The sequence below is a fragment of the Parerythrobacter lutipelagi genome, from assembly GCF_005434975.1.
Taxonomy (GTDB): Bacteria; Pseudomonadota; Alphaproteobacteria; order Sphingomonadales; family Sphingomonadaceae; genus Parerythrobacter_A; species Parerythrobacter_A lutipelagi.
In genome coordinates, this window is sequence record NZ_SKCJ01000002.1 from 475,237 (window position 1) to 488,250 (window position 13,014).

Consider the following 13,014-nt stretch of genomic DNA (forward strand, 5'->3'; position numbering starts at 1 on the left):
GACAGGAGAGAACCTTGCCGCAGACTGCAGCCGCTCCCGGCGCGAGCCCCGCTGACCTGATCGACCGCTTCCGCGCCACGCGCGCGCTGACGCAGGCATTGGCCGCGCCGCTGAGCGATGCCGATGCGACGATCCAGTCGATGGCGGATGCCTCGCCGGCGAAATGGCATCTCGGCCACACGAACTGGTTCTTCGAGACATTCCTGCTGCGCGACCATCTGGACGGTTACACGCTTCATGACGAGCGGTGGCCCTTTGTGTTCAATTCCTATTACGAAGCCGAAGGCGAGCGGATCGCACGCTTTTCGCGCGGGATGCTGTCGCGCCCCACTGTGGCGCAAATCCTTGAATGGCGCACTGCTGTCGACGCGGCGATGGAACGCCTGTTCGAGCGCGAGGACCTTGCGCCGCTGGTCGAACTCGGCATCGCGCACGAACAGCAGCATCAGGAATTGCTGCTGACCGATATCAAGCACGCCCTGTTCCAGAACCCGCTCGGCCCGGCGATGTGGGACAGCGCGCCGCCGGACGCCGCAGCGGCGGGGCCCTTGGGCTGGCACGAACATCCCGGCGGGATCGCGCTGATCGGCCATGACGGCGATGGCGGCGATGATGGCGATGGTTTCGCCTATGACAACGAAGGGCCGCGCCACCGCGTTCTGCTGGAGCCGTTTGCCCTCGCAGACCGCCTCGTCACCAATGGGGAGTGGCAGGATTTCATCGATGATGGCGGTTATGCCGATCCGCGCCACTGGCTGAGCGATGGCTGGGCATGGGTTCAGTCGGAAGGAATTGCCGCTCCGCTCTATTGGCATGAGGGCGAGCAATTCACGCATGGCGGCTGGCAGCGGCGCGATCCCGACCGGCCGGTTACGCATATCTCGCTGTACGAAGCGGACGCCTATGCCAGCTGGAGCGGCCACCGGCTGCCGACAGAATTCGAATGGGAAGCGATCGCCCGGGGCCAGCAGGCTGACAGCGGTCCCGCGCATGATCCGGCGGCGGGCAATCAGCTGGGCCCGCTTGATCCAGGGGCGCGGCCGCCGCTTCCGACCGGCGGTAATGATCTGTTCGGCGATTGCTGGCAGTTCACCCGCTCGGCCTATCTGCCCTATCCACGCTATCGCCCGCCAGAGGGGGCGGTCGGTGAATACAACGGCAAGTTCATGAGCGGACAGGTCGTGCTGCGCGGCGCAAGCTGCGCCACGGCGCGCGGCCATTCGCGCAGCAGCTACCGCAATTTCTTTTACCCACACCAGCGCTGGCAGTTCACCGGATTGCGCCTCGCAAAGGATATCTGATGACGACGAAAACGGGCCTGGCGCTGGTCGATCGCGACGACGATGGAGTCGACCGCGCATTCCGCAACGATGTGCTGGAGGGATTGGCGCAGCCGCAAAAGGCCGTGCCCGCGCGCTGGCTTTACGATGACGCCGGTTCGCAGTTGTTCGAGGATATCACGCAGGTCGAGGAATATTACCCGACCCGCGCCGAGACGGAAATTTTGCAGCAACGCGGGGCGGATTTTGCTGCAGCTATCGGGCAGGGCCGGGCCGTGGTGGAGTTCGGCAGCGGTTCGTCGGTCAAGACGCCGCTGCTCCTCAGCCAGATCGAACCCGCAGCCTATGTCCCGCTCGATATCGCGGGCGATTTCCTGCGCGCGGCAGCGGCGGACCTTGCTGCCAAGTTTCCGGGCCTGCCGGTTCATCCGGTCGAAGCCGACTTCATGCGGCGGGTCGAATTGCCCGAAAGCGTTTCGGACATGCCCAAGCTCGGCTTCTTCCCCGGCTCCACCATCGGAAATATGGTCCCGCGCACGGCAGTCGACTTGCTGCGAACCATGCGGGAAACGTTGGGCGCAAGTTCCAAGCTGCTGATCGGAATGGATCTGATCAAGAACCGCGAAGTGCTGAAAGCTGCCTATGACGATGCCAAAGGTGTTACGGCGGAATTCAACCTCAATCTTGCGCGGCGGATCAACCGCGAGCTGGGCGGGACCATCCCGGTCGAGCAACTGGCTCACGAAGCGCGGTGGAACGATGATTTCGCGCGCATCGAAATGCATTTGGTGGCGCAGCAGGACATGGCGTTCGAAGTCGCTGGTTGCGAATTTTCCCTGAAGAAGGGCGAGAGCATCCACACGGAAAACAGCCACAAGTTCAGCCGCCGCTCGGGCAGCACACTGCTGCTCGCCGGGGGCTGGACTCCGGTCGAACGCTGGCTCGACAGCGAAGAGCGTTTTTCCCTCATCCTGGCCGAGGCAACCATTGCTCGCAGCGCGCCCTGATCGATGAAACTCCTGCAGCCGATCAACGTTAGGGTAAGATGACAGAACAATCCGGGACAACCTCTCCCGCAACCATCGCTATCATCGGGGCGGGCATCGCAGGCGTGACTTGCGCGACGGAACTGGCGCGGCACGGCGTCGATGTTCGGCTGTTCGACAAGGGACGCGGCCCCGGCGGCAGGATGGCGACACGCCGGGCCCAAGTCGGCGGCGAGACACTGCGGTTCGATCACGGCGCGCAATATTTCACCGCGCGCGATCCGGACTTCATCGCTGCTGTGAGTGAGTGGGAGCGCGCAGGCGTTGTCGCGCGCTGGCCGGCGGCGGGCGATGATGCATGGGTCGGAACCCCGGCCATGAACGCGCCGGTCAAGGCAATGGCGGAAAAGCTTGATGTAACATGGGGTGCACGGATCGAGCGAATCGAGCGGGCCGAAAGCGGCTGGCATCTGACGATCGATGGCGAAACGCAGCACTTCGCTGAGATCATCGTCGCGGTGCCCGCCGAACAAGTTGCCGAATTGCTCGGCGCATCGCACCCGGCATGGGCCGGGCTGGCGGCAGAAGCGCACTCGGACCCTTGCTGGGCGGTCATGGCGAGTTTTGCCGACCGTCTGCCGCTGCCCGATGCGGTCCGCCCGGATAGCGGCCCGATTGGCTGGGCCGCGCGAAACGGGGCAAAGCCGGGGCGCGGGGGGCACGAGACGTGGGTGATCCACGCCAGCCCTGCGAGATCGCGCGACATTCTCGAGCATGATCCGGCTGATGCAGCACGCACGCTGCTGGCAGACTTCGCTGAACAAACCGGTATCGAGCCGGGCGAACCGCTCCATCTGGTGGCGCATCGCTGGCGCTATGCAATGGCCGATCCGGCGGGCGGCGAGGCGTCACGTTTCGATGAGGATCTGGGCATCGGGGTGTGCGGTGACTGGCTGGCATCGCCGCGTGTCGAAGGGGCGTTCGTTTCCGGCCTGCACCTGGCAAGGCGGCTGCTGCAGGCCCGATAAAGCCCGTTCATGGACCTGTAGGCAAACTCTTCCTATATTCCTCGCATGGATTTTTCGCAGATCTGGGCCGCGTTTGCCGATGTGATCGGGCAGGTTCCCCGCTCGGGCCTGCTGGTGGCGACGGTGGTTGCGGTGCTGGCTGGCTGGATCGGCTCGGTCATGGTCGGCCGGGACATGGCATTTGGCCGGCTCATCCGCAGCGTCAGCACGGTGGTGCTGGGCGGCATACTGGTCCTGGTGGTACTGCAAGTGTCGCGGCTCAACCCAAGGCTCGATGTGGCATTCCCCGAGGCGGGCTTGCCGGAACAGATTGTCGAGGGAGGCGAGACGCGGATTCCGATTGCTGACGACGGCCATTACTGGCTGCGAGCGGAAGTGAACGGCGTCCCGGTCGATTTCATGGTCGACACCGGAGCGACGCTGACTGCGGTGTCCGAACGGACTGCGCAGCGCGCCGGGCTCGAACCGCGCCCCGGCGGCATCCCGATCAGGTTGAGCACCGCAAACGGAACGATCACTGCCGATGTCACGACGATCGACGAACTGCGCTTCGGCAATGTCGCCGCGCGCGGTCTCGACGCGGTCACGGCCCCCAACCTTGGCGAGACCAATGTGATCGGAATGAACCTGCTGTCGCGGCTCAAGAGCGTGCGCTTCGAGGACAACACCATGATCCTGGTGCCGAACAATCCGCAGCCCGCAGTCGAGTGGTCGGACGGATCATAACTGCCAAATGATAAGCGGCTTGCCGTGGGCACATGAGTGAGGCATCACTCGTGACCATGATCAAAACCCTCGCTGCCAAGCTGCCGCGCATCGCGCTGGCCCTCGCCATCCTCCTGCCCGTCTGGCTGCTCGCTGTGATGTTCGCGGCAAAGCTGGATCTGATACCCAAGCTGCTGGCTTTCGGGACCCTGACGATCCAGACCGGGCTTTACGCATCGGGTGTGATTGCTCTGGTCGCTGTGATCGGGCTGGTGTTTTCTCTGCTGGTAAAGCCGCGCAAGGGCTGGGCTGCCTGCCTGATTGCGCTGCTCGTTCCGGCGTTTTTCATGCTCGGCCTCAACCAGTTGCGAGAGACCGCAGGCGGCGTGCCGTTTATTTATGACATAACCACCAACCCGGCCGATGCACCGGCCTTCACTGCCGCGATGATGGAAGCACGCGAGGCGGAGGATGCGAACCCGCTGATCCAGTTCCAGACCCCGCTGGGCGAGCAGGAGAAGTGGCAGGACAACGAGGATCTGGCGGACACGACCGCTGCTGAACTGATCGCATCCGGCTATCCCGACCTCGACCTGACAACGCTGCGGATCGAAGAGCCGGTCGACAAGGTTGTCGAAGTTATCGAAGCGGCGATGGAAATGCGCGGTTTCGATAATATCACATCGGATCCTGCAACCGGCATTGTCGAGGCTACCGACGAAGTCTTCTGGTACGGGTTTCGCGACGATGTTGTCGCCCGCGTGCGCGCCGACGGAGAAGGCTCTGCGGTCGATTTCCGCTCAACCTCGCGGGTCGGCACCAGCGATCTGGGCGTCAATGCGAAGCGGATTGCCGACCTGCGACAGGCAACGCTCGACCGCCTGACATCGCGCGGCCCGATCGATCCTAAAGCTGTGGTTGAAGAGGCTGCCGAAGCGGAAGCGGAGGAGACGGACAGTGACGAAACCGCATCGGAAGAAGCCGCGGCAGAATAGCTATCCCGCTCTGCGCCGGTTATTCCGGCGGAAGTAAGGCTGGCTGGGGTGGCAGGGATCGAACCTGCGAATGGCGATACCAAAAACCGCTGCCTTACCACTTGGCTACACCCCAGCAGCGGGCGTCCGTATAGCGGCTCTTGCAGCGATGTGAAGAGGGCATTCTAACCGGTTTGCAAACGCCGCTCCGCCAGATCGCTTTCGATCTGCGTCAAGGCCTTGCGATCGATGCGGTAGAACAGCATCGCAATCATGCCCGGCACCAGCGCCGCCGCCGGAATCAAGGCGAAGGCGAGGTCGATACCGAACTTTGCGCTGTCCGATTGATCCTGCCCCGCGACGAAGCCCGTCCAGCCCATCACGAAGCCCGGGATCGCCAGACCAAAAGCAATGCCGGCTTTCACTGCAAAGATCGATGCGGAAACCACCAGCGCCGTCATCTGCTTGTTCGCCCGCCAGTCGACATATTCCGCGATGTCGGTGAACATCGCATAGGCAACCACCATCAGGATGCCGAATCCGATACCGACGCAGAGCTGCACCATCGTCTGCGCCCATGCGGCATCGACCGGCAGAAAATAGAACGCGATGATGCCGGCGGCTTTGAGACCGCCGGCGAAGATGATCAGATGCGCTTTTTCGATATGGCGTTGCAGGCCACTGGCGAGAATCACGCCGGCGATCTGGCCAAAGGCCAAAGCGGTCAGGAACAGCGCCCTGCGGTCAAGGAACAGGAACATCGGCGAACCGTCGTCGCCCGCGACATATTCGAAAAAGAACAGCGCGCTTGCCTGCCGCGATGCGATGGCCGTCACGCCCAGTATGGCGGCCAGCGCAACCGCAATCCACGGACCGGTGGTGACCAGCACTTTCAGATCGCCGCCGATCGAGCCGTTGTGGGCCGGCTCTGGAATGCGTTCCTTCGTGGCGGCAAACACCGCGAGCAGGCAAAACACCGACAGGCCTGCGATGCACGCCATGGTCCACATGATCCCCGCCGCTTCGTCATCGCCGCCGAACCATCGCACCAGCGCGGTCCCGAGCACCCCGATCACGATCGCCGAGGATGCCGAGAAAAACATCCGGTACGCAGTGACGCTCGCCCGTTCCCGGGCGCTCGGCGAAATGACGCCGAGCAATCCCCCGTAGGGCACATTGACGGCGGTATAGGCCAGCATGGCAAGCGTGTATGTGGCGTAAGCCCACACCAGCATCCCGGTTTCCCCCAGGCCCGGATCGACGAAGACGAGAACTCCGCTGAAGCCGAATGGTATCGCACCGTAGAGCATGTAAGGCCGGTAACGGCCCCAGCGGCTGCGAGTCCGGTCGGCGATCACCCCCATCATCGGGTCCGTCACCGCGTCGACCAGCTTGGTCAGCAGCAGCATCAGCCCGATCGCTGCCGGTGCCATGCCGCGCAGATCGACGAAAAAGTAAAACAGGAAAAAGCCGAAAAAGTTGAGGTAGAGACCCGACGCGAGATCGCCGACACCGTAGCCGAGCTTCTCGACGACCCCGATTTTTTCGGGCTGCTTGTTCGGCGGATTCTCCCGGGTCAGAATTTTTTGCCTTCAAAGTCGGCGGCTGAGTGGCGTTCGAGCAGCTGCTCGTCTTCTTCGCCCCAGGCCTTGTTGACAATGCGTCCGCGGCGAACGGCGGGGCGGGCGGCGATTTCTTTGACCCAGCGCGCGACATGCTCATATTCGTCGATCGAGAGGAAGGTCTTGGCTTCATTGTAGATCGCGCCGAACACGAAGGGCGCGAACCATGGATAGGTCGCAATGTCTGCCAGCGTATAGTCGCCTCCGCCGAGGTACCGCGTTTGCGCCAACTGCCGGTCGGCGACGTCGAACAGCCGCTTGGTCTCCATCGCATAGCGGTTGATCGGGTATTCGAATTTTTCCGGCGCGTAGGCATAGAAATGGCCGAAGCCGCCGCCGATGAAGGGGGCGCTGCCAACCTGCCAGAACAACCAGCTTAGCACTTCGGCGCGGGTGTGATCTGTCGGCAGGAAAGCGCCGAATTTTTCTGCCAGATGCATCAGAATTGCACCGCTTTCGAACACCCGGACGGGCTGCGGTCCGCTGCGGTCGAGCAGGGCGGGGATCTTGGAATTGGGGTTGATATCGACGAAGCCGCTGGTGAACTGCACGCCTTCACCGATGTTGACGGTCCATGCGTCGTATTCTGCGTCCGAATGGCCCGCTTCGAGCAATTCCTCGAACATGATGGTGGCTTTCACCCCGTTGGGTGTGGCGAGCGAGTAAAGCTGGAAATCATGGGTTCCGACAGGCAGGTCCTTGTCCTCCCGCGCGCCGGCTGTCGGGCGGTTGATATTGGCAAACCGGCCGCCGTTCTCCGCATCGTGAGTCCACACTTCGGGCGGGGTATAAGTCGCATCGGCCATCGCAGTTTCCCTGTTTCGTTATACGAATGCTTTCGGCGGAGATGGGTGAAAGGTTGCGCCTTGGCAAGCCAGCCACAGGAACCGTACGCGTTTCAACAGGTTGAGTCCGCATGTCGCCCCGCACCTCCAAGCTGATTTTTGTCGATGACAGCCTGCCGGGGATTAGCCGCAAGGGTGCGGGCAAGGGCTGGGCCTATTATGACCCCGAAGGCAAGCTGATCCGGGACAGGGCGGAGAAGAAAAGGCTCGGCGCAATCGCTTTGCCGCCGGCCTATGCCGATGCGTGGTTCTGCCCCGCACCGAACGGGCACATTCTCGCCACCGGATATGATGCGAAGGGGCGCAAGCAATACCGCTACCACCCCGAGTTTCGCACCGCGCGCGAGAGTGAGAAGTTCGACGGATGCGCCGCTTTCGGCAATCTGCTGCCGCTGGTGCGCAAACGGGTCGAGGAAGACCTGTCGGGCCGCAAGCTGACCCGCGAGCGGGCGATCGCCAGCGTAGTCCGGCTGCTCGATCTCGGCGCAGTGCGGATCGGGAATGAAGGCTATTCCAAAGCGAACAAGAGCTTCGGCGCGACCACGCTGAGGCAGCGCCATGCGCAAGTCACCGGCAACACTTTGCGCCTGAGCTACAAGGGCAAGGGCGGCAAACAGCGCGAAGTGACACTGACCGACCGGAGCCTGGCCCGCGTGGTACGCAAGATGCAGGATCTGCCGGGCCAGAACGTCTTCCAATACGCCGACGAATTTGGCGAATCGCAGGCCGTCTGCTCGCACGATGTCAACGAGTACCTGCGCGACACAATGGGTGCTGATTTCACTGCCAAGAATTTTCGCACCTGGCATGCCAGCGTGATGGGTCTGTCATTCCTGCATCGTTCGGACGAACAAGTGCCGATGAAGGATCTGCTCGATTGCGTGGCGAGCAAGCTGGGCAACACGCCCGCCGTGACCCGCAAGAGCTATATCCACCCGGCCATATTCGAATTGCTCGAGCGACAAGAGGAATGGCGTCAGGAAATTCGCCTGCCGCGCGCGACCCGCTGGCTGTCGCGGGAAGAACGCGCGTTGATCGAGTATCTCGAGGAAAGCCCCGGCGCGCGCGACCTGCTCGCGGCATAGGCGCTGACGAGCCCGTCGCGGAACCCGGTAGCAGACCGCCGGAACATTGCAATTGAACTTCGTATCCTTTCGGGATACCTCTTGGCAATGCATCGGGCAGGCCAGAAAATCCGCCAGTGGCGTGAAGCGCATTCGCCGCCGCTCTCGGCGGGGGAGTTTGGCACTCGCTATGGCGAGCCCAAGGCTTGGCCCAGCCGGACCGTTTATGGCTGGGAGGCCAAGGGCAAGATCGCCCGGGCCGCAGTGCAAAAACGGCTTGCGCAGCTTGGCATTTGCCAGCCGGCGGACTGGCTCGAACCGGCGGACCTGACCGCATCATCCAAACCGAAAGGGACAAGCCGCATGGCTTCAGCCGATCGTTTCTACGATTTTCACACCCACGGCTTCGTGCGGGTCGCGACCAGCACGCCGCAGGTCCGTACCGCCGATGTCGCCTACAACGCGCAAGGGATCATCGACGAGGCGAAGAAAGCGGGCGCGCAGAATGTCGATCTGCTGCTCTACCCGGAACTGTGCCTGTCGTCCTATGCGCTCGATGATCTGCATATGCAGACCGCGCTGCTCGATGCGGTCGAGCATCACCTTGCGGAGATTCTCGAGGCGAGCCGGACAATCCCGACAGTGCTGGTGATTGGCGCACCGCTGCGGCGTAGCGGGCGGGTCTACAATTGCGCGCTGGTCCTGTGCCGGGGCAAGGTGCTAGGCGCAGTGCCAAAAAGCTATCTGCCCAACTACCGCGAGTTTTATGAGAAACGCTGGTTCGCCCATGGCCGCGAGTGCGTCGGCCTCGAAATTGCGGCGGGCGGCGAAAGCGTACCCTTCGGGACCGATCTGACCTTCGCCCATCCGGGCATCCCCGGCTTCACCTTCGGGATAGAGATTTGCGAGGATTTCTGGTCACCCAATCCCCCCGGCACACGCGCGGCGCTGGCCGGGGCGACGATCCTGCTCAATCTGTCGGCCTCCAACATCACCATCGGCAAGTCGGACGAACGGCATTTGCTCAGCCGGGCCAGCTCGTCCCGCTCGGTCTGCGCCTATGCCTATTCGGCCAGTGGCTATGGCGAAAGCACCACCGACCTTGCGTGGGACGGGCAGGGAATGATTTACGAGCTGGGCGATCTGCTGGTCGAAAGCGTGCGGTTCGACCGCCGACCCGAGCTGTGCGTTGCCGATGTCGACTGCCAGCGCATTCTGAGCGAACGGATGCGCATGGGGACGTTCAACGATGCCGCCGAAGCCGACGGCAGGCCGGAGGACTGGTTCCGTACGATTGCCTTCGACCATGAACCCGATGGAGGGAACGCGGGGCTCCGGCGCCCGATCCGCCGCTTCCCCTTCGTGCCCAATCGCCAAAACAAGCTCGACGAGGATTGCTACGAAGCGTTCAATATCCAGGTGTCCGGCCTGATCCGCCGGATCGAAGCAACGAGGCCGAAATCGCTGGTCATCGGTATTTCGGGCGGGCTCGACAGCACCCACGCGCTGATCGTGGCGGCCAAGGCGTGTGACGAACTCGGCCTGCCGCGGACCACCATCCGCGGATACACAATGCCCGGCTTCGGCACATCGGATCACACGAAGTCCAACGCGTGGAAGCTGATGGAGGCGGTGGGCATCACTGCTGAAGAGATCGACATCAAGCCGACGGCCACCATGATGCTGGAAAACATCGGCCATGCCTTCGCCGATGGCGAGCCGCTGCACGATGTGACCTTCGAGAATGTGCAGGCCGGGCTGCGCACCGATTACCTGTTCCGCCTGTCGGGCCAGCATGGCGGCTGGGTGATCGGAACGGGCGACCTCAGTGAACTGGCGCTCGGCTGGTGCACCTATGGCGTGGGCGACCACATGAGCCATTACAACGTCAATTCCGGTGTGCCCAAGACGCTGATCCAGTATCTTATCCGCTGGACAGCCACGACTGGCCAGTTCGACCAGACATGCGACAAGGTCCTGCTGGCCATTCTCGACACGGAAATCTCCCCCGAGCTGGTACCGGCAGGAGAAGACGGCGCGATGCAAAGCACGGAAGAGAAAGTCGGACCTTACGAGCTCAACGACTTCTTTCTTCACCACATCATCCGATGGGGGCAGAAACCGAGCCATGTCGCCTTTCTCGCGTGGCATGCATGGCAGGATGCGGCATCGGGGCAATGGCCCGAGGGCTTTCCCGAAGCGAAGAAGAACGAATACGATCTCGCGACCATTCGCAGCTGGCTGGAGAAATTCCTCTGGCGGTTCTTCCAGTTCAGCCAGTTCAAGCGCAGCGCGCTGCCCAACGGGCCCAAGGTCAGCGCAGGCGGTGCGCTCAGCCCGCGCGGCGACTGGCGCGCGCCAAGCGATGCGGTGGCAGATGTCTGGCTGGCGGAATTGCGCGCGGGCGTGCCTGAAAGCTGAAGCGCTTTCCATGTCCAATACGTCCAATCATCGCGAGCGCGGTTATGCGATGTTACAATTTCGATGGGGAGATCGATTGGCATGGGTATCAGGGTTCGCAGATCCTTTCGTACGGGAATGGGCGCGGTTGCGCTGACCGGTCTGCTGGTTGCGCCGGCACAGGCGCAGTTCGGCGGTTTGATCCCGCGCGACGTGCGCAATGTCGTCGACGACGCGGCCGATACGGACGAATGCGGCAACAAGAAGAAGTCATCCGCCGGCAGCCGGGTGCTTGGCGGGATTTTTGGCCGCACCACCCGCAAGGTTGCTCGCGATACCGGTATCTCCAGCTATGTCCCGGTCGGCGAATTTTCCGACCAGATCAGCACGGAAATCGCCTGTAAACTCGATCCCGAAGAGCAGAAGCTGGCGGCTGAGGCGACCTTGCGCGCGACACGCTCGGTTCCGCTCGATGGGGAAGAAGATGTCGAGGACACTCGCCCGCAGGTCGGTTCGACGGCAGTGTGGAAATCCGAAACGCGCGATGGCGTCCGCGGGACCTCAACGGTGACTTCGCGCGAAACGCCGGAAGACAGCGAGCTCGACTGCATCACTGTGACCGATGTGGTGATCGTCGAGGGTGAAGAGACCAAAGCCAACAAGCGCATGTGCCGGGCACCAGGCTCTCGGCGTTATTCGATAATCGCATGAGGCCTGGCGCGAAACTTCCTCTAACGCTGGTGGCAGCGGCAATGCTGCTGTCCAATTCGGCTGCAAAAGACCCGAACAACCCCAGTTGCCCCAAAGCGCCCGATTGGGGGCCGTCGCAGGCGATGACCCTCACACCGGCAAACCGGGACGGGAAGCGCGTTCTTATCGCCGAGGGGGTTATCGACGAGCTATTGCCCGACCGCATGTATGATGCCATCGCCGCCGACGAGATGATCGAGGAAATCTGGATCAAATCACCCGGAGGCGATGCGAAAGCGGGCAATGAAACCGGCAAGGTCATCCGGTCATTTCCCGGTATGCGTACGCGAATTCCCGAAGGCTGGACGTGTTTTTCCGCCTGCAATTTCGTGTTCATGGGCGGGCGTCTGCGGCAGGTCGATCCGGGCGGCATTTTCATGGTCCACATGTTCACCCATACCGGCCAGCGACAGGTCATCGCGGATTCGGTCGACAAGGGCACAGAAGACACTGTCGAACTGATCGGTGAAATCGAGCAGCTTTCCGCACTGCTTGCCAGCGAAGACAATGATTTCCTGATCCGCATGGGGATCAGCCGTGATCTGCTGACCGACATCATGTACCGGCAGCTGGCAACCGGCGGCAAAGACGGGTCTGGAGAGCGCTATTGCCTCAACCAGTCGGAAGTCGTGCAGTACAATGTGATGAATATCTCGCCGGGCTGACGGCGGAATATTTCGAAATCCCTTGGACGGGACGAGGGGCCGGAAGGATCGCCGGCCCCTCGAATTTCACCTCAACCGAAATTGCCTGCACGCATGATTTCATTCACCGGCTTGCGGCCCGAGACCTGTTCCTTGTCGCGCAGCGCTTCGGGCAGGCGTTCGGCCGGGGCCTGCTTGCCGATCGCGATCGCGGCTTCGATGCGGTGGTCGTCGGGTACACCCAGTTCGCCTGCCGCGCGGCCGAAATCGACCCCGGTCATGCCGTGCGCTGCGTAGCCCATATGGGCGGATTGCAGCGCGAGGTTCTGCCACGCGGCACCTGCATCGAAGCTGTGGCTGTGATTGGGCGAGGGCTCGCCGCTACCGCCGCGCGCCAGTGTGTCTGACACCGCGAACAGCAGGACCGAGGCATCCTTGGCCCAGCTCTGGTTGAATTCGACCAGCAGCGAAAGAAACCGGTCCCAGTTCTCGTCACCGTGGTGGGCGTAGAGGAAGGTCCATGGCTGGATGTTGTAGGCCGATGGGGCAAGACCAGCCGCTTCGAATATGGCTTCGAGATCGGTCTGCGGCATGGATTCGGCGGTAAAGCTGCGCGGGCTCCAGCGTTCGACGATCAGCGGGAGGACGCGCGGATCTGCGTTGCGGGTGTTGGTCATTGTGTTTTTCCTTCGTTAGTGGGGGTGGACCCGGCCTGC

At 62.5% G+C, this 13,014-nt stretch carries 12 protein-coding genes and 1 tRNA gene; 9 read left to right on the forward strand and 4 right to left on the reverse strand.

Features of this window, described 5'->3' with window-relative positions; translation table 11 throughout:
* The first annotated feature begins 14 nt into the window (after positions 1-14).
* From egtB to E0502_RS10600, 5 genes are read left to right on the forward strand one after another with little or no spacing between them, the layout of a single operon-like run.
* Complete coding sequence (egtB, locus tag E0502_RS10580; protein WP_137677974.1) at positions 15-1,301, forward strand: ergothioneine biosynthesis protein EgtB; 1,287 nt, start codon at positions 15-17, stop codon at positions 1,299-1,301.
* A complete protein-coding gene (gene egtD / locus E0502_RS10585) occupies positions 1,301-2,287 on the forward strand; it encodes an L-histidine N(alpha)-methyltransferase (protein ID WP_137677975.1) in 987 nt (328 codons plus the stop codon). The genes egtB and egtD overlap by 1 nt, the downstream gene beginning before the upstream one ends.
* 38 nt (positions 2,288-2,325) lie before the next feature.
* On the forward strand, positions 2,326-3,294 hold the full coding sequence (locus tag E0502_RS10590) for an NAD(P)/FAD-dependent oxidoreductase (RefSeq protein WP_137677976.1): 969 nt from the start codon (positions 2,326-2,328) through the stop codon (positions 3,292-3,294).
* A gap of 45 nt (positions 3,295-3,339) precedes the next feature.
* A complete protein-coding gene (locus tag E0502_RS10595; protein ID WP_137677977.1) occupies positions 3,340-4,020 on the forward strand; it encodes a retropepsin-like aspartic protease family protein in 681 nt (226 codons plus the stop codon).
* Between the two features lie 56 nt (positions 4,021-4,076).
* Entirely contained in the window at positions 4,077-4,994 is a 918-nt protein-coding gene (locus tag E0502_RS10600) for a DUF1499 domain-containing protein (RefSeq protein WP_161593765.1), read from the forward strand.
* Positions 4,995-5,034: 40 nt separating this feature from the next.
* Here E0502_RS10600 and E0502_RS10605 read toward each other — a convergent pair.
* From E0502_RS10605 to yghU, 3 genes are all read right to left on the reverse strand, one after another.
* Positions 5,035-5,109 (reverse strand) — tRNA-Gln (locus tag E0502_RS10605).
* A gap of 49 nt (positions 5,110-5,158) precedes the next feature.
* Positions 5,159-6,556, reverse strand: coding sequence for a glycoside-pentoside-hexuronide (GPH):cation symporter (locus E0502_RS10610; protein WP_137677979.1), 1,398 nt, complete (start codon positions 6,554-6,556; stop codon positions 5,159-5,161).
* A complete protein-coding gene (yghU, locus tag E0502_RS10615; protein WP_137677980.1) occupies positions 6,550-7,401 on the reverse strand; it encodes a glutathione-dependent disulfide-bond oxidoreductase in 852 nt (283 codons plus the stop codon). Before yghU ends, E0502_RS10610 begins: the two co-directional genes overlap by 7 nt.
* Positions 7,402-7,511: 110 nt before the next feature.
* Between yghU and E0502_RS10620 the strand changes: the two genes are divergently transcribed.
* The 4 genes from E0502_RS10620 (at position 7,512) to E0502_RS10635 (ending at position 12,319) form a co-directional block, all read left to right on the forward strand.
* On the forward strand, positions 7,512-8,525 hold the full coding sequence (locus tag E0502_RS10620) for a DNA topoisomerase IB (RefSeq protein ID WP_137677981.1): 1,014 nt from the start codon (positions 7,512-7,514) through the stop codon (positions 8,523-8,525).
* 342 nt (positions 8,526-8,867) lie between these two features.
* The gene (locus tag E0502_RS10625) at positions 8,868-10,925 is read left to right on the forward strand and encodes an NAD(+) synthase (RefSeq protein ID WP_240049156.1); all 2,058 of its coding nucleotides are present in this window, start codon (positions 8,868-8,870) and stop codon (positions 10,923-10,925) included.
* Positions 10,926-11,006: 81 nt separating this feature from the next.
* Positions 11,007-11,615: a hypothetical protein gene (locus E0502_RS10630; protein ID WP_240049019.1), complete on the forward strand. Its 609-nt coding sequence runs from the start codon at positions 11,007-11,009 to the stop codon at positions 11,613-11,615.
* A gap of 122 nt (positions 11,616-11,737) precedes the next feature.
* Entirely contained in the window at positions 11,738-12,319 is a 582-nt protein-coding gene (locus tag E0502_RS10635) for a hypothetical protein (RefSeq protein ID WP_240049020.1), read from the forward strand.
* 71 nt (positions 12,320-12,390) lie between these two features.
* Here the strand turns inward: E0502_RS10635 and E0502_RS10640 are convergent, their stop codons facing one another.
* The gene (locus tag E0502_RS10640; protein ID WP_137677984.1) at positions 12,391-12,975 is read right to left on the reverse strand and encodes a nitroreductase family protein; all 585 of its coding nucleotides are present in this window, start codon (positions 12,973-12,975) and stop codon (positions 12,391-12,393) included.
* Positions 12,976-13,014: the final 39 nt, after the last annotated feature.

Excerpts from the sequence above, each read along its gene's own strand:
- E0502_RS10635 (WP_240049020.1), top strand. The coding sequence starts at position 11,738 with ATGACCCTCACACCGGCAAACCGGGACGGGAAGCGCGTTCTTATCGCC.
- E0502_RS10625 (WP_240049156.1), top strand. The coding sequence starts at position 8,868 with ATGGCTTCAGCCGATCGTTTCTACGATTTTCACACCCACGGCTTCGTG.
- E0502_RS10590 (WP_137677976.1), top strand. The coding sequence starts at position 2,326 with ATGACAGAACAATCCGGGACAACCTCTCCCGCAACCATCGCTATCATC.
- E0502_RS10595 (WP_137677977.1), top strand. The coding sequence starts at position 3,340 with ATGGATTTTTCGCAGATCTGGGCCGCGTTTGCCGATGTGATCGGGCAG.
- E0502_RS10630 (WP_240049019.1), top strand. The coding sequence starts at position 11,007 with ATGGGTATCAGGGTTCGCAGATCCTTTCGTACGGGAATGGGCGCGGTT.
- E0502_RS10600 (WP_161593765.1), top strand. The coding sequence starts at position 4,077 with ATGATCAAAACCCTCGCTGCCAAGCTGCCGCGCATCGCGCTGGCCCTC.
- egtD (WP_137677975.1), top strand. The coding sequence starts at position 1,301 with ATGACGACGAAAACGGGCCTGGCGCTGGTCGATCGCGACGACGATGGA.
- yghU (WP_137677980.1), bottom strand. The coding sequence starts at position 7,401 with ATGGCCGATGCGACTTATACCCCGCCCGAAGTGTGGACTCACGATGCG.
- E0502_RS10640 (WP_137677984.1), bottom strand. The coding sequence starts at position 12,975 with ATGACCAACACCCGCAACGCAGATCCGCGCGTCCTCCCGCTGATCGTC.
- E0502_RS10620 (WP_137677981.1), top strand. The coding sequence starts at position 7,512 with ATGTCGCCCCGCACCTCCAAGCTGATTTTTGTCGATGACAGCCTGCCG.